Source organism: Acidovorax sp. SRB_14, from assembly GCF_012932145.1.
Taxonomy (GTDB): Bacteria; Pseudomonadota; Gammaproteobacteria; order Burkholderiales; family Burkholderiaceae_C; genus Simplicispira.
Window position 1 is genome coordinate 1 of the sequence record NZ_MWOK01000001.1, and the last position, 15,803, is coordinate 15,803.

Consider the following 15,803-nt stretch of genomic DNA (forward strand, 5'->3'; position numbering starts at 1 on the left):
CACAGCGGCGGCCACCGCCGCGCCGGCGCGCAACAGCAGCGGCCCAGGCTCGACGCCCACGTCCGGCTTGGCGAAGGAGCCGCGCACATACAGCGGGGTGCGCAGCGAAAAGAATTTCCACTGGAGCGACTCGGGCTTGACGCGCAGGTCGATGTGCTCGCGCGCCAGGTCCACCGTGCCGACCGCCTCGACGATGGCTTCCTCGGTGCTGAGCTTGGCGGTGCGCGTTTGCGCCATGCCTTGCTTGACGGCCAGGTCGGCCACCGCGCAGCGCAGGTGCACTTCGCGCGTTTCGCCAAACAGCTTGGCGAAGACGATGCTGCCCACGTTGAGCGCGGCCATGTCCAGCAGCTGCTTGCTCAGCGTCCCATCGCGCACATACAGCCGCGCTTCGCCCGAGCTGCTGCCCAGCATCTGGCCCACCGAATGGCCCTGGCCGCTGAGCGCAAAGGCGCCGTCCATGCGGCCCAGGCTCTTTTGCATGCGCTCCACCTTCGGGAACAGCGCCGAGAGCTGCAGCCCATCCACCGTGGCGCGCACCTGCGCCTTGAGCGGGTCCTGGCGGCTGTCGAGCACCACCTGCGCATCGATCTTGCCGCGCGCCACGCCAAAGCGCAGCGGTTCGAGCGTGAGCCGCGCGTTGTTGAGCACGGCATGCACGCTAAGGTTCTCGAGGGGCAGGTGGTCCGATTCGATGATTTTCTGGCCATCAAACACAATGTCCAGGTCCATCGCATTCCAGCGCTCCGTGGCAAATTTCTTGCTGGGCAATACCTTGCCGGGCGGCGGAGGCGGCGTGTTCTTGGCGGGAGCGCCTGCGGGCGTTCCCAGCACCGGACCCAGGTCGGCCAGGCGCAGGGTGTTCGAATACACTTGGCCCCGCAGTTGCGGGCGCGGCTTGCCCGAGGTGTATGTCAGGTGCCCGTGCAAGTCGCTTTTGCCCAGGCTGCCATGGAAGTCCTGGTAATCCCAGGTGGCGCGCTCCGGTGTCAGGTTGCCCACCAGACGGCCATTGGTCTGGTACGGCGGGGTGTTGGGCAGCACCAGTCCGGTGAGCGCATACAGGTCGGCCATGGTCGCACCGGCCAGCAGCACCCGCAGGTCCATCCCGGCCAGGGCCGTGGGGTTGGTCAACGTGCCCTCCACCTCGGCCCGCGTATCGCCCGCGCGCGCGCTGAACTGCACCGGGAAGTCGAGGACCTTGTTGCGCAAGCTCAACAGATCGCCCGCCTTGCCTTGGCCCTCCAGATCGGCCTTGGCAAAGCGCCCGCGGACCTTGAATTGCACGCCGTAGCGCGCGGCGCCCTGGGCAGGCGGGGCGCCGGCTTCTGCGCCGGGGGCAGGGCCGCCGCCCGCCCCTGCCTGAGCGTTGGCGCCGGCTGGGGATGCGGGCGCTTCAGCGATGGTGGCCACCTGGGCGCGCAGCGCCAGGTCCTTGAGGCCATCGGCATAGGCGATCTGTCCTTCGCTCACCTGCAATTGATCGACCGTGACGTTCCAGGGGTTGGCGCTTTGCGGGGGCGCATGGCGCGGTGTGAAGGTCCAGTTGTTGCGGCCATCCGCCAGGCGCGCCAGGGCCACGTCGGGCGCGCTCAGCTCCACCGTGCCCAAGGCGAGCGTGCGTTTGAGCAGCGGCAGCAGCCGCAGCGATGCGCTGGCCTCCGCCGCCGTGGCCATCGGTGGCGCCGTGTCTGCGGCCGTGTCGGCCGGCACCGGCGGGGCAGCCGCCGCCCCGCGTGGCACCCCTTCGCCGCGCGCCGGGGCGGCCTCGGCCAGCGTGGGCGGCGCGGCGCGCGCATCGGCGGGGTCGAGCGCCCCCTGCCTGCCCAAGTCGGCGCGGTTGCCCAGCACCAGCTGTTTGGCATGCACGGTCACGCCCGGTATCCAGCGCTGCCACCCGGGCTCGAGCGGCTGGGGCCATTGCCACTGGGCCGTCAGGTCGCCTTCGATGGCAAAGTGGCGGCCGGTGGTGTCGCTGACTTTGGCGTTGATCCAGGGGCGCGCACGGTTCCAGTCCCATTGCGACAGCACGACCAGCACCACGGCCAGGAGCACCAGCACGGCAGCCACGGTGCCCAGCACCCAGCGGAGGGCACGGTGGGGCGGCCGCGCGGAAGCAGCAGGGGCGCTCGGGGGCGGAGCAGGTGTCGGGGTGGCGTGGGGCATGGGCAGGGAGAGGAGGGCACAAAAGCTGATGGCGGCCATGCTAGCCCGTGACGCACGGCGGCAGAAGGCCTGCTGCGGCGGCCGGGCCGCATTGGCGCGCTTGTCCTACAACATGCACAACGCGCTGGCACGGGGCGGGTATCGATGCCTGGCGCAGCACGGGTGCTACCGCAGCAGCGAACCTCCAGCCGTCTGCGCCCGGAAAGGCCGGGCTTCTAGAATCAAGGTCAATGCACAACCCGAGCCACCCCTTTGTTTTGCCCATGCGCGATGGCGTCTCCGCCAGCTGTGTGGCCCTGCCGCCGACCGGGCACGGCAACATGCTGGATTTTTTGGACGAACGTTTGCCGCGCGTCGGGCGCGAACAGTGGCGCCTGCGCATGGCCGCGGCCGAGGTGGTGGACGAGCGTGGCACCCAGGTGACGCCCGAGCGGGCTTTCGAGCCCGGCCTGCGCCTGTACTACTACCGCAGCCTGCCTGCCGAGCCGCCGCTGCCGTTTGACGAAACCATCGTCTACCAGGACGATCACCTGCTGGTGGCCGACAAACCGCATTTCATGCCGGTCACCCCGTCCGGCCCCTACCTGCACCAGACGCTGCTGGTGCGGCTCAAACAGCGCCTGGGTTTGCCCGCGCTGGTGCCCCTGCATCGCATTGACCGCGACACCGCCGGGCTGGTGCTGTTCTCGGTGCAGCGCAGCACGCGCGGCACCTACCACAGCCTGTTTCGCGACCGTTTGATGACCAAGCACTACGAAGCGGTAGCGCCTTGGCGTGGCGATGTCGATTTTCCGCGCGAGCACCGCAGCTGCATGCAAGAGGGGGCCGAATTTTTTCGCATGCAGGAGGTCCGCGGCGAGCCCAATACCCTGACACGCATGCAGGTGCTGGAGGTGGCGGGCGCGTGGGCCCGCTACCGGCTCTCGCCTGTGACGGGCAAGCGCCACCAGCTGCGGGTGCACATGGCGGCGCTGGGCTTGCCGCTGCGCCACGATGCGTTCTATCCCGTGGTCAACGATCCTCCGGCAGGCGATTTTTCGCGCCCGCTGCAGCTGTTGGCGAAAACACTGGAATTCACCGACCCGCTCACGGGCCAGGCGCGTTGCTTCGAGAGCGCGCGCGAACTGCTGCCGCTGCCCGGATGAGCGCGCGCCACCCGCCAACGCAGTGCCCGGCCATTTGTCCTACAAGGCCGCATCGGGTTTTGAACGAAGATGCCGGCTCTGCCGCCAGAGGGTTGCTGCGCATCCATGCGGCTCCCGGTTGGCCTGTTCAACGCATCTGAGAAAGGTTCCCTTGCGCATCCTGTACGTCGAAGACAACGAGGAACTCAGAGAGACCATCGGCATGCTGATGGAGCTGGAAGGGCGCTTCATCACCAAGTGCGCGACCGCAGAGGCTGCCCTGGAGCTGGAAACCCAAGAAACGTTCGATGTCTTGGTCACCGATGTGAGTTTGCCGGGCATGTCTGGCACGGACCTGGCACGCAAGGTGCTGGCCAAAGACCCGACCCGCTGGGTGGTGCTGTGCTCGGGTTACCAATTCGGCGCTGCGCTTTCGTCTCTGGGGCCGCGCGTGCGGGCCTTGGTCAAACCCTTCGAACTGGAAGACCTGGACGCCTTGCTTGCCGAGATCGGCGCTACCCTAAAAACCACCCCTGCCGTCTGATTCGCACGCTATCCGGGGCAATTGCACCCGGAACGTTGTGCGTGCGTCACCGGAGGACGCCTCGATGGTCCCGCCGTGCGCCAGCACGATCTGCTGGGCGATGTACAGCCCCAGGCCCAGGCCTTGGTGGCGACCGGGCTGGTGGATGCGCTCGCGAAACGGGTTGAACAAATGCGCCATCAGGCTCTCGGCAATGGCGCCTTCGTTGTCCACGGTCAACACCACGTGGTGTGCTGCGGTGCCGTCTGCCGTGACCTGCACCGCAGTGCCGGTGACACCATGCTGCAGCGCGTTGCCGATGAGGTTCGAAGCCACCTGCAGCATGCGCTCGCTGTCCCATACACCGGCGAGGTCACCGCGCGCAGCCACTTCGATGCGGCGGCCGGTGCCGCCCTCGCGCAGTTCCTGGGCTGCGCGGCCCACGAGGGTGTCGAGCGACGCCGGGCCCCGCTTGAGCGGCATGCTGCCGGCCTGGCGAACGCGTGCCACGTCCAGCAGGTCTTCGATCATCTGGCCCATGCGCCGGCCACTGCTCTGTATCTGCTGGGCCAGGGCGAGCAGCTTATCCGGGTCGGCCAGCGGGCGTTGCAGGGCCATGGCGCCCGTCAAAATGGCCGTCAACGGATTGCGCAGGTCATGGCTGAGCACGGCCATGTACATCTCGTTGAGGCGCAGGCTTTCGGTGCGTTCCTGCAATTCGTGGGCCAGTGCGCGTTTTTGCCGGTGCAGTTCGAAAAAAATGTTGGCCTTGTTGACCAGCGCATGCGTGTCGATCGGTTTGTAGAGGAAGTCCACGGCGCCGGTTTCATAGCCCTTGAACTGCCAGTTCTGGTCGCGCGATCCGGCCGTCATGAAGATCAACGGCACGTGGCGCGTGCGTTCGCTGCCGCGGATCAGTTCTGCCAGCTCGAAGCCATTCATCTCGGGCATTTGCACATCGAGCAGGGCCAGTGCCACGTCGTTGTGCTGCAGCAGCAGTTCCAGGGCTTCGGAGCCGCAGCTGGCCTTGAGGATCTCGATGTCGCTGCGTTGCAGCACGGCTTCGAGCGCCGTGAGGTTTTCTTCGGTGTCATCGACCAGCAGGCATTTGACCCGCGGAGACGGGGGTGCTGCCGGTTCCGCGCTGCGGTATGTCACAGGCTTCCCTCCAGATGCAAAGACGTCAACAGCGCCGCAATGGCTTGCGGCTCCAAGGCCTGGCTCGCCGCGGTGCGTTGCAGCGCGGCCTCGGGCATGGTGCGCATGGGCGCGCTGGCAGGGGCTTGCACCAGGGCCAGTCCGCCGCCGCCGTGCACTGCAGCAAGGCCGCGCGCGCCGTCCTCGTTGGCGCCCGAGAGCACGATGCCGATGAGCTGTCGCGCATAGATGTCGGCAGCCGACTCGAACAGCACATCGATCGAAGGGCGGGAATAGTGCACAGGCGCATCGACCGACAAGGCCAGGGCTGGCCCGGTGTCCACCAGCAAATGGTAGTCCGGCGGTGCAAAGTACAGCGTTCCGGGCGCAATGGGCTCTTTGTCCTGGGCCTCGCGCAGCGGCAAGGCGCAGCGCCCTTGAAAAATGGTGCACAGCAGGCTGGGACGCTCGCGCGGCAGGTGCAGAACGACCAGCAGGGATGCGCGCAATGTCGCCGGCAGTGCGGGCAGCAAGATGCCCAGCGCCTCGACACTGCCTGCGGAGCCACCGATGACAATGGCCTTGAACGCAGAATCAGATGGCAATCGGGGGATCACAGCACAGCCTTCTTTTGGTAAATGCGGTCTTTCGGCACGAAGTTGTCGAACGCAGCTGCATGCGATGAAAAAAGCAGCGACTCCTTGGAGCCCAGCCCCAGAAATCCCTTGCGGCACAGCGCGTCCTTGAAGAGCCCCAGGGCACGGTCTTGCAAGTCGCGGTCAAAGTAGATCAACACATTGCGGCACGACACCAGGTGCACTTCTGAAAAGACGCTGTCGGTGGCCAGGCTGTGGTCTGAAAAGACCATGTGCCGGCGCAGGGACTTGTCGAACACGACCCGGCCGTAGGCGGCGCTGTAATGGTCGGACAGCGAGGAGCGCGCGCCCGAGCGCACATGGTTTTCGGCGCAGGCCGGAATGCGCGCAATGTCATAGACGCCGGCTTCGGCCTTCTTGAGGGCCGCGGGGTTGATGTCGGTCGCGTAGATGAGGGAGCGCTCCAACAGGCCTTCTTCGCGCAGCAGGATGGCCAGGGAATAGACCTCTTCGCCCGCACTGCAGCCGGCCACCCAGACCTTGAGCGAAGGGTAGGTGCGCAACAGCGGCACCACCTGCTCGCGCAAGGCGCGGAAATAGCCGGGGTCGCGGAACATCTCGCTCACCTGGACCGTGAGGTATTCGAGCAGCGCGGGAAAGGTCTCGCGGTCGTGTAAAACGCTGTCCTGCAATTGTGAGACGGTCTTGCAGCCGAAATGGACCAAGGCGGCCTGCAGGCGCCGCTTGAGCGAGGCCTGTGCGTAGCCGCGAAAGTCGAAATGGTACTTGTAGTAGATCGCATCGATCAGCAGGCGCTGCTCGATGTCGAGGGTGGTCGTTTTGCGGTGCGGCAATGCGCTCTTCCTGCTATTTGGGCATCCACACCCGCACCAGAGACAGCAGCTTTTCCACGTCCAGGGGCTTGGCGATGTAGTCGTTGGCGCCTGCCGCGAGGCATTTTTCCTGGTCGTCTTTCATGGCCTTGGCGGTCAGCGCAATGATCGGCAGCTTGCGCCACTGCGCATTTTTGCGGATTTCGCGCATGGCGGTAAAGCCATCCATCTCGGGCATCATGATGTCCATCAGCACCAGATCGACCGGCGTGCCCTGCGGCGCCTGCGAGCGCTCCAGCGCGGCCAGCGCCTCGAGGCCATTGCGTGCGATCTCCACCCGAATGCCGGTCGGTTCGAGCACGCTCGAGAGCGCGAAGACATTGCGCACATCGTCCTCCACCACCAGAACCGTGCGCCCTTCGAGCGATGCGTCGCGGTCGCGCGCCACCTGCAGCATGCGCCGGTGGTCGGCCGGCAGCGTCGACTCGACCTGGTGCAGGAACAGCGTGACCTCGTCGAGCAGGCGCTCGGGCGAGCGCGCGTCCTTGATGATGATGGATTTGGAGAAGCGCCTGAGCTGCTGCTCTTGCCCGTGCGAGAGCGAACGCCCGGTGTAGACGATCACCGGAGGGAAGGCGACGTCTTCCTGCTCGGCCATCTGTTCGAGCAGCTCGTAGCCGCTCATGTCGGGCAGGCTCAGGTCCATCACCATGCAGTCGAAGGTGGTGCTGCGCAGCAGCTCCAGCGCACGCTGCGCATTTTCTGCGCCCACGATCTCCACCTCCCCGTTGCCGAGCAGCTCGCGCATGCTCTCGCGCTGGTTTTCGTCATCTTCCACCACCAAAACGCGGCGCAGCACCTGCGTGAACTTGGCCTCCAGGCGCTGGAATGCATGCACCAGTTCCTCGCGCTTGACCGGCTTGAGCGCGTAGCCGACGGCGCCGCGTCCCATGGCCTCTTGGGCATAGTCGGCGACGGACACCATGTGCACCGGGATATGGCGCGTGAGCGGGTTGCGCTTGAGTTGGTCGAGTACGCCGAGGCCCGAAAAATCCGGCAGGTTCACGTCCAGTACCACAGCGTCGGGCAGGTACTGCAGGGCCGCGGCCAGGCCGTCGCTGCCGCTGGCGGCCATCAGGCACTGAAAACCCATCTCGTGCGCCAGCTCATGCAGGATGCGGGCAAACCGCACGTCGTCCTCCACCACCAGGATGGTGCGGGCACGCGGGTCTCTGTGCTCCCGGTCGTCGAGGGCCCCGCTGCCGGCGGCAGGCGCGGGCACAGGGGAGGGCGCCAGCGCAGGCGGCGCCGAGGCTGGCGAGGCCGCCGCGCGTTGCGCCGGCACGGGAGGCTGCGCGCCCGACGCGGGGGGCGCGGTTGCGGGCGAAGGGGCCTCTGCCATCGCCTCCGCGTGGTCGGCCACCACCAGCGTCGTGGGAAGGGTCAGGGTGAAGACACTGCCTTCACCCGGCACGCTGTGCACCGTGAGGTGGCCGCCGAGCAGGTGCGCGAGGTTCCGGGAAATCGACAGGCCCAGCCCGGTGCCGCCGTATTTGCGGTGGGTGCTGCCATCGGCCTGGCGGAAGGCATCGAAGATCAGCTGCTGCTGGTGCGCAGGGATGCCGATGCCGGTGTCGCTGACCGCAAACGAGACGCTGGCATCTGTCGGCGCGCTGACCCGCACGGTGATTTCGCCGTGGCTGGTGAACTTGATGGCGTTGGAGAGCAGGTTCTTGATCACCTGGCCCAGGCGCTGCGGATCGGTGTCGATGCGCTCGGGCACGCCTGGCGTCACGGTCCAGCGCAACGCCAGGTGCTTTTCTTCTGCCAGGGGCACCATCGGCTCGACCAGTGCCTGCACCGTGCGCGCCAGCGCCACCGGTTCGGGCGTGACCGTCGCCTGCCCCGCCTCGATCTTGGCCAAATCCAGAATGTCGTTGATCAGCCGCAGCAGGTCGTTGCCGGCCGCCGAAATGGTTTGGGCGTACTTCACCTGGCTGTCCGTCAGGTTGCCGGTCCTGTTGTCTGCCAGCAGCTTGGCCAGGATCAGGCTCGAATTGAGCGGTGTGCGCAGCTCGTGGCTCATGTTGGCCAAAAACTCGCTCTTGTATTGGCTGGCCGCTTCCAGGTCGCGCGCCTTTTCGGACAAGGCCTCCTGGGCCCGCAGCAGTTCGGAGGTCTGGCGCTCGAGCTGGCGCGTCTGCTTTTCCAGGAAATGGTTGCTTTGCTCCAGTTCGTTTTGCTGGGTTTCCATCTGCGCCTGCGAGTCTTGCAGGATGCGGCTTTGCTGCTCCAGCTCTTCATTGCTGACGCGCAATTCTTCTTGCTGCGCCTGCAGTTCTTCCGACTGGCGTTGCGTCTCTTCGAGCAATTCCTCCAGCTGCGAGCGGTCGGTGGCCGAGCGGATGGTCGTGGCCAGCAGTTCGGCGGCACGCACCAGGAACTCCAGATCGGTGGCGTCGAGTTTGCGAAAAAATCCCATCTCCAGCACGGCGTGCAGCTGGTCGCGCTGCACGGCGGGCACGACCGTCAACTCGGCCGGTGTGCCGCGTCCGGTGCTCGATGAGACCGTGAGGTAGCCCGGCGGGACATCGTGCAGGTGCAACAAGGTGCGCGACTGCGCCACCTGGCCCGCCAGGCCCTGGCCGGGGGCGATATGGGCCGGCGCGTCCGCTTCGGCGATCGCGTAGCGGCCAAAGCGCTGCAGCGCCAGTGCACCGTCGGCCGCGTAGGCCGCGCCCACCTTGGCATCCATGAAACGCGCCAGGTAATCCAGCGCATGCTGGCCCAGATCGTTCAGCCGCAGGTCGCCCTGCAGACGTGCGCTCAAGCCCATCAGGCCGGACTTGATCCAGCTTTGCTGCATTTTCAGCCGGTGGTCGCGCGCATTGATCACTGCCGATATCAGGATCAGCACCAGCAGCACCGCGGCCCCCAGCCACGTCGCTGCGGTGGAAAATCGCGACGCATCCTCCCAGAGCAGACGGCGCTTTTCCCATTCCTCGCGCTCGGCGACGAGCATCTCGCGCACCAGGGTGCGGATGCTGTTCATGGTCAGGCGGCCCACATCCGTGGCGAGCACGGCCATTGCCGCGTCACGCTTTCCGTCGCGTTGCAGGGCGATCGTTTCAGCCAGCTCGTCCATCTTCTGCTGCGCCAGTGCATGCAACTGCTGCAACTGCGTTTTCTGCGCTTCCGACCATTCGAGGGCATCCAGACCCTTGAAGGTCTGCGCCAACCCTTCCTTGGTCGCCAGGTAGGGCTGCAGGTAGCGCATGTCGTTGGTGAGCAAATAGCCGCGCTGGGCCGTTTCCGCATCACGCAGCGACAGCAGCACCAGCTGGGTCAGGTCGATCGCCTTGACCGAGCGGTTCATCTGGTGCACCGAGCGCGTGCGCTCTTCGGAAGCACGGTACGACACCAGCGCGATCAGCACGGTGGCCATCGCTGCCAGCATGAACCAGACCAGGAGGCGGTAGGGAAAAGTATTGCGGTCGCGCCAGCTTGGGTCTGCCACAAGAGACGAAGAGGAAGAAGTCATGCGCATTCAAAGATCAGGTGGATCGGACGCGGTGGCAAGCGGTCGATTCTGTCAGAGTGCGTGCGCCTGGTGCCGCGGGCGTTGGAACACCGGGGCCTGGGCCACTTCAAAGGGCTGCGGTCTGCGGCTGCGGGAGGGGCCGCAGCCAGTGGCCCCCGATCGGGGCACGCAGCGCAAAAACTGGAGCGGGTGATGGGAATCGAACCCACGTTATTTGCTTGGGAAGCAAGAGTCCTGCCATTGAACGACACCCGCGAAGCTGCGGATTATAGGCACCCTGCGCCCGCCGGAGTGAAGCCCGTCGGCCCAGGGTTTGCCCAAGGGTGCGTCTTTTGCGCACCCTGCCGCCGCGGACTGGCTGGCGGGGATGCGCGAAATGCGAAGTGTTTTTTTACTCCAGGGTTTATGAATAAAGCGCTGAAAGCTATCAAAAGCAGAGCGGTTCAGTCTATTTTTGGATGTCGCCCAGGCACAGGTACTTGATCTCGACATAGTCGTCCATGCCGTGGTGCGAGCCTTCGCGCCCGAGGCCCGACTGCTTGACGCCGCCGAACGGCACATGCTCGGTCGCCAGGATGCCGACATTGATGCCCACCATGCCGTATTCGAGCGCTTCGGCCACGCGGAAGATGCGGCCCACGTCGCGGCTGTAGAAGTAGCTCGCCAGGCCGAACTCGGTGGCGTTTGCCGCATCAATGGCCTCCTGCTCGGTCTTGAACTGGAACACGGGAGCGAACGGGCCGAAGGTTTCCTCGCGCGCGCACAGCATGTCGGGCGTGGCGTGCGCCAGCACCGTGGGCTCGAAGAACTGGCCGCTGCCCAGCGTGGACAGGCGCTTGCCGCCCGCCACCACGCGGCCGCCCCTGGCCACGGCGTCATCCAGATGGCGCTGCACCTTCTCGAGCGCCGCTTCCTCGATCAGCGGGCCCTGGTTCACGCCTTCGTCAAAGCCGTTGCCGACTTTGGCGGTCTTGACCTTGGCCGCGAACTTGGCGATGAATTGGTCGTAGACGCCTTCCTGCACGTAGAAGCGGTTGGTGCACACGCAGGTCTGGCCCGCATTGCGGTACTTGCTGGCAAAGGCGCCTTCGACGGCGGAGTCGATGTCGGCATCGTCGAACACGATGAAGGGTGCGTTGCCGCCAAGTTCCAGGCTCATTTTCTTGACCGTGGGCGCCGACTGGGCCATCAGGATGCGGCCGACTTCGGTGCTGCCCGTGAAGCTGATGTGGCGCACCACGTCGCTGGCGCACAGCACCTTGCCGATGGCGATCGAGTGGGCCGCGTCGGCGCTGAGCATGTTGAGCACGCCGGCCGGGATGCCCGCGCGCACGGCCAGCTCGGCGGCGGCCAGGGCCGTGAGCGGCGTGAGTTCGGCCGGCTTGATGACGACGGGGCAGCCGGCGGCCAGCGCGGGCGCCACCTTGCGCGTGATCATGGCCAGCGGGAAGTTCCACGGCGTGATGGCCGCGCACACGCCGATCGGCGCTTTCAGCACCATCAGGCGGCGGTTGTTGTCGAACTGCGGCAGGGTCTCGCCGTTGACGCGCTTGGCCTCTTCGGCAAACCACTCGACGAAGCTCGCGCCGTAGGCCACTTCGCCCTTGGCCTCAGGGAAAGGCTTGCCCTGCTCGGCGGTCATGATGCGGGCGAGGTCGTCCTGGTTCGCCATCAGCAGGTCGAACCACTGGCGCAGGAGGATGCTGCGCTCCTTGGCAGTCTTGGCGCGCCAGGCCGGCCAGGCGGCGTTGGCGGCAGCAATGGCGGCCTCGGCCTCGGCGCCGCCCAGGTTGGCCACGTCGGCCAACTTCAAGCCGGTGGCCGGGTCGTGCACGGCGAAGCGGCTGGCGCCCGCGACCCACTGGCCGTTGATGAGCGCGTCGGTCTTGAGCAGGCTGGGGTCTTTGAGCTGGGCGAGGGGGGACGTGGTGGGCATTGCGTGGGCTCCGCGATAAAGAGGAAACAAGCCCATGAGGATAGCTTTTCAGGCCCCCGCGTACAGCAGCCTGGGCGACAGGGCCAAACCTATAATCTGCGGTTGCCCCCGAGCCTGCCGGCCCCGTGCACACCATATCTACACACCATGAGCCACCCCACATTCACCGTTGCCGACATCCGCAAGACCTTTCTGCACTTCTTTGCCTCCAAGGGCCACACCGTGGTGCCGTCGAGCTCGCTGGTGCCGGGCAACGACCCGACGCTGATGTTCACCAACTCGGGCATGGTGCAGTTCAAGGATGTGTTCCTGGGCACCGACAGGCGCCCCTACGTGCGCGCAGCTTCGGTACAAGCCTGCCTGCGCGCCGGCGGCAAGCACAACGATCTGGAAAATGTGGGCTACACGGCGCGCCACCACACCTTCTTCGAGATGCTGGGCAACTGGAGCTTTGGCGACTACTTCAAGCGCGAGTCACTCAAATGGGCCTGGGAGCTGCTGACCGAGGTCTATAAGCTGCCGGCCGACCGCCTGCTGGCCACCGTCTATGAAGAGGACGACGAGGCCTACGACATCTGGACGAAAGAAATCGGCCTGCCGCCCGAGCGCGTGATCCGCATCGGCGACAACAAGGGCGGGCGCTACAAGTCCGACAACTTCTGGATGATGGCCGACACCGGCCCCTGCGGCCCGTGCAGCGAGATCTTCTACGACCATGGCGACCACATCCCCGGCGGCCCGCCAGGCAGCCCCGATGAAGACGGCGACCGCTTCATCGAGATCTGGAACAACGTGTTCATGCAGTTCAACATGGCCGAGGACGGCTCGGTCACGCCGCTGCCCGCACCTTGCGTGGACACCGGCATGGGTCTGGAGCGCCTGGCCGCCATCCTGCAGCACGTGCACAGCAACTACGAGATCGACATCTTCGCCGCCCTGATCCAGGCCGCCGCCCGAGAGACCGGCGTGCAGGATCTGGACCACAAGAGCCTGCGCGTGATTGCCGACCACATCCGCGCGACCGCCTTCCTAGTGGCCGACGGCGTCAACCCGTCCAACGAAGGCCGCGGCTACGTGCTGCGTCGCATCATCCGCCGCGCGATCCGCCACGGCTACCTGCTGGGCAAGAAGACGCCTTTCTTTCACAAGCTGGTGGCCGAGCTGGCCCGGTTGATGGGCGACGCCTACCCCAAGCTGCGCGCGCAGGAGGCGCACATCACGGCTGTGCTCAAGGCCGAGGAAGAGCGCTTTTTCGAGACGCTCGAAGTCGGCATGCAGATCCTGGACGCGGCGCTGGCCGACGGTGTGCAGGTGCTGCCGGGCGACGTGGCCTTCAAGCTGCACGACACCTACGGCTTCCCGCTCGATCTCTCGGCCGACGTCTGCCGCGAGCGCGGGCTGCGCGTGGACGAGGCCGGGTTTGCCGTGGCCATGGAAAAGCAGAAAACCCAGGCGCGCGCCGCCGGCAAGTTCAAGATGGACCGGGCGCTCGAGTACGCCGGCAGTGGCAATGCCTTCGTTGGCTATGCGCAACTGGAGCAGGATGCTTCAAAAATCGTAGCACTCTACGCAGATGGCATCAGCGTTGCAGCACTCAAAGCCGGTCAAAACGGCGTGGTGGTTCTCGACAGCACCCCGTTCTACGCCGAGAGCGGCGGCCAAGTCGGCGACCAGGGCGAGCTGGTCAGCGGCTCGGCCCGCTTTGCCGTCGGCGACACGCTCAAGATCAAGGCCGATGTGTTCGGCCACCATGGCACGCTGGAGCAGGGCACGCTGAACGTCGGCGACCACGTCAGCGCGCGCGTCGACACCGCGCTGCGCGCCGCCACCGTGCGCAACCACAGCGCCACGCACCTGATGCACAAGGCGCTGCGCGAAGTGCTCGGCGGCCATGTGCAGCAAAAGGGCAGCCTGGTCAACGCCGAGCGCACGCGCTTTGACTTTGCGCACAACGCGCCTGTGACGGACGCGCAGATCCGCGAGATCGAAGCGCGCGTCAACGCCGAAATCCTCGCCAACCAGGCCACCGATGCCAGCGAGATGGACATGGAATCGGCGCAGAAGACCGGCGCCATGATGCTGTTTGGCGAAAAGTACGGCGAGACCGTGCGCGTGCTCAGCATTGGCTCCAGCAAGGAGCTGTGCGGTGGCACCCACGTCGGCCGCACCGGTGACATCGGTCTGTTCAAGATCGTGGCGGAGAGCGGCGTGGCCTCGGGCGTGCGCCGCATCGAAGCCGTCACGGGCGAAAACGCGCTGGCTTACCTGCAGTCGCTCGAAGCCACCGTGCAGTCGACCGCGGGCAGCCTCAAAGCCCATCCGCTGGAGTTGCAGAACCGCGTTGGCCAGGTGCTGGAGCAGGTCCGGTCGCTGGAGAAGGAAGTGGCTGCGCTCAAGGGCAAGCTGGCGTCCTCGCAGGGCGACGAGCTGCTGCTGCAGGCGGTCGATGTCAAGGGCCTGAAGGTGCTGGCCGCGCGGCTCGAAGGCGCGGACGCCAAGACGCTGCGCGACACCATGGACAAGCTCAAGGACAAGCTCAAGAGCGCCGCTATCGTGCTCGTCGCCGTCGATGGCGACAAGGTGCAGATCGCCGCGGGTGTGACGCCGGATGTGGTGGGCAAGGTCAAGGCCGGCGAGTTGGTCAACTTTGTCGCGCAACAGGTCGGCGGCAAGGGCGGCGGCAAGCCCGACATGGCGATGGCGGGCGGCATGCATCCGGCGGGCGTGCCGGCGGCGCTGGCGTCGGTGGCCAGCTGGGTCGCAGAGCGCCTTTGAAAGGAGCGGGGCGCTCGCGCCCCGCTGTGGTTGAAGCACCCGGTGTGGGCCGGGTGCTTTTTTTGTGCCCGCAGCACAGGCGGAAGATCAGAACAGTTCCATGTCTTCGTGGCTGATGCGCGACTGCAGGTGCCCGCTGGCCACGAGGTCGTCATAGAAACGCACCTGGTTGCGGCCATTTTCCTTGGCAAAGTACAGCGCCTGGTCGGCCTGGCCCAGAATTTCGACCGGAGAGCCCGACGCGCTCGCGGTGAAGCCCACGCTCACCGTGACCTGGCCCACCTGCGGGAAGTGGTGGTCCTGGACCGTCTGGCGGAAGCGGTTGAACACCTTGTGCGCCGTCTCCAACGTGGTGGCGCGCAGCAGCACCACAAACTCTTCGCCACCAAAGCGGAAGATGCGGTCGTGGCTGCGAAACGAGCTGCGCAGGAGGTTGGCCATGAGGATCAGCACTTCATCGCCATAGAGGTGGCCGAAGCGGTCGTTGACCTGCTTGAAATGGTCGATGTCGATCACGGCGAGCCACTGCCGCAGCGGCTCGCGGTTTCCGCCGCCCTCGGGCAGTGCTGCGGGCGCACCGGGGGCGGACTGGGGCGCGCGAGCGCGCTCATCCCCGCACGAGGCGTGGCGCGCAAACTGCTCGTCGAAGGTCTTGCGGTTGAACAGGCCGGTCAGCGCATCGCGTTCGCTGTAGTCCAGCAGGCTCTGGTAATTCTTGTAGACGTTGAAGATGCCCATCAGCACATCGAGCCGGTGGGCCGAAATCGGCCGCGACTGGCTCACCTCCAGGCAGCTGGTGACCTGGTCGTGCACCCACACCGGCAGCCAGACCACATAGCGCCCCTTCTGGGGCGCCGAGCGCGCATGCTCTGTGCGCGCCTCGAAGCAGGCCTGGAGTGCCGGGAAGTGCGTGAGCGGCTGGCGCCGTGCATCGGCCTGCGCCTCGGCTTCGGTAGACACCCACTGGCCGTTTTCCATCCAGCTGCGCGGGCGCAGGCAGGTTTCACCCTCCCGTTGGAAGACTTCCAGCGCACGCACCTCGACGACGCTGGTGAGCTTGTGCAGCGTGGCCATCACCGACGCTTCGAGCCGCAGATGGTCGCGGTGTCCCGTCATCTCGACCAGGTTCTGCAGGAGGTGCGTCATGGCGGGGCGGGCAGGGGGGGGTGCGC

At 66.2% G+C, this 15,803-nt stretch carries 10 protein-coding genes and 1 tRNA gene; 3 read left to right on the plus strand and 8 right to left on the minus strand.

The window, feature by feature from the left end:
* On the minus strand, nt 1-2,166 hold a 2,166-nt coding region (locus B2J86_RS00005; protein ID WP_173024410.1), incomplete at its 3' end, for an AsmA family protein.
* 230 nt (nt 2,167-2,396) lie between these two features.
* On the opposite strand from B2J86_RS00005, the gene B2J86_RS00010 reads away from it, so the two are divergent.
* Nucleotides 2,397-3,311: a pseudouridine synthase gene (locus B2J86_RS00010; RefSeq protein ID WP_173024411.1), complete on the plus strand. Its 915-nt coding sequence runs from the start codon at nt 2,397-2,399 to the stop codon at nt 3,309-3,311.
* A gap of 151 nt (nt 3,312-3,462) precedes the next feature.
* A complete protein-coding gene (locus B2J86_RS00015; protein ID WP_169168505.1) occupies nt 3,463-3,834 on the plus strand; it encodes a response regulator in 372 nt (123 codons plus the stop codon).
* Here the strand turns inward: B2J86_RS00015 and B2J86_RS00020 are convergent.
* The 6 genes from B2J86_RS00020 to B2J86_RS00045 all read right to left on the minus strand — a co-directional run bounded on the left by B2J86_RS00020 (nt 3,811) and on the right by B2J86_RS00045 (nt 11,856).
* Nucleotides 3,811-4,971, minus strand: a complete 1,161-nt coding sequence (locus B2J86_RS00020) for a hybrid sensor histidine kinase/response regulator (RefSeq protein WP_173024412.1) — start codon at nt 4,969-4,971, stop codon at nt 3,811-3,813. The genes B2J86_RS00015 and B2J86_RS00020 overlap by 24 nt on opposite strands.
* On the minus strand, nt 4,968-5,564 hold the full coding sequence (locus B2J86_RS00025) for a chemotaxis protein CheB (RefSeq protein WP_371736013.1): 597 nt from the start codon (nt 5,562-5,564) through the stop codon (nt 4,968-4,970). Before B2J86_RS00025 ends, B2J86_RS00020 begins: the two co-directional genes overlap by 4 nt.
* Complete coding sequence (locus B2J86_RS00030) at nt 5,564-6,400, minus strand: protein-glutamate O-methyltransferase CheR (protein ID WP_169168508.1); 837 nt, start codon at nt 6,398-6,400, stop codon at nt 5,564-5,566. The genes B2J86_RS00025 and B2J86_RS00030 overlap by 1 nt, the downstream gene beginning before the upstream one ends.
* A 13-nt stretch (nt 6,401-6,413) precedes the next feature.
* Nucleotides 6,414-9,920 carry a response regulator gene (locus B2J86_RS00035; RefSeq protein WP_216842267.1) on the minus strand — a complete coding sequence of 1,169 codons (3,507 nt, stop codon included), beginning with the start codon at nt 9,918-9,920 and terminating at the stop codon, nt 6,414-6,416.
* A 181-nt stretch (nt 9,921-10,101) separates the two neighbouring features.
* Nucleotides 10,102-10,175 (minus strand) — tRNA-Gly (locus B2J86_RS00040).
* Between the two features lie 193 nt (nt 10,176-10,368).
* Nucleotides 10,369-11,856, minus strand: a complete 1,488-nt coding sequence (locus B2J86_RS00045) for an NAD-dependent succinate-semialdehyde dehydrogenase (protein WP_254067937.1) — start codon at nt 11,854-11,856, stop codon at nt 10,369-10,371.
* A 147-nt stretch (nt 11,857-12,003) separates the two neighbouring features.
* Here B2J86_RS00045 and alaS point away from each other — a divergent pair, with 147 nt between their 5' ends.
* Nucleotides 12,004-14,631, plus strand: coding sequence for an alanine--tRNA ligase (alaS, locus tag B2J86_RS00050; protein WP_173024414.1), 2,628 nt, complete (start codon nt 12,004-12,006; stop codon nt 14,629-14,631).
* Between the two features lie 87 nt (nt 14,632-14,718).
* Here alaS and B2J86_RS00055 read toward each other — a convergent pair whose 3' ends face one another.
* Nucleotides 14,719-15,777 carry a GGDEF domain-containing protein gene (locus B2J86_RS00055; protein WP_173024415.1) on the minus strand — a complete coding sequence of 353 codons (1,059 nt, stop codon included), beginning with the start codon at nt 15,775-15,777 and terminating at the stop codon, nt 14,719-14,721.
* Nucleotides 15,778-15,803: the final 26 nt, after the last annotated feature.

Coding starts and splice junctions, on each gene's coding strand:
- B2J86_RS00055 (WP_173024415.1), bottom strand. CDS start 15,777: ATGACGCACCTCCTGCAGAACCTGGTCGAGATGACGGGACACCGCGAC.
- B2J86_RS00010 (WP_173024411.1), top strand. CDS start 2,397: ATGCACAACCCGAGCCACCCCTTTGTTTTGCCCATGCGCGATGGCGTC.
- B2J86_RS00045 (WP_254067937.1), bottom strand. CDS start 11,856: ATGCCCACCACGTCCCCCCTCGCCCAGCTCAAAGACCCCAGCCTGCTC.
- alaS (WP_173024414.1), top strand. CDS start 12,004: ATGAGCCACCCCACATTCACCGTTGCCGACATCCGCAAGACCTTTCTG.
- B2J86_RS00035 (WP_216842267.1), bottom strand. CDS start 9,920: ATGACTTCTTCCTCTTCGTCTCTTGTGGCAGACCCAAGCTGGCGCGAC.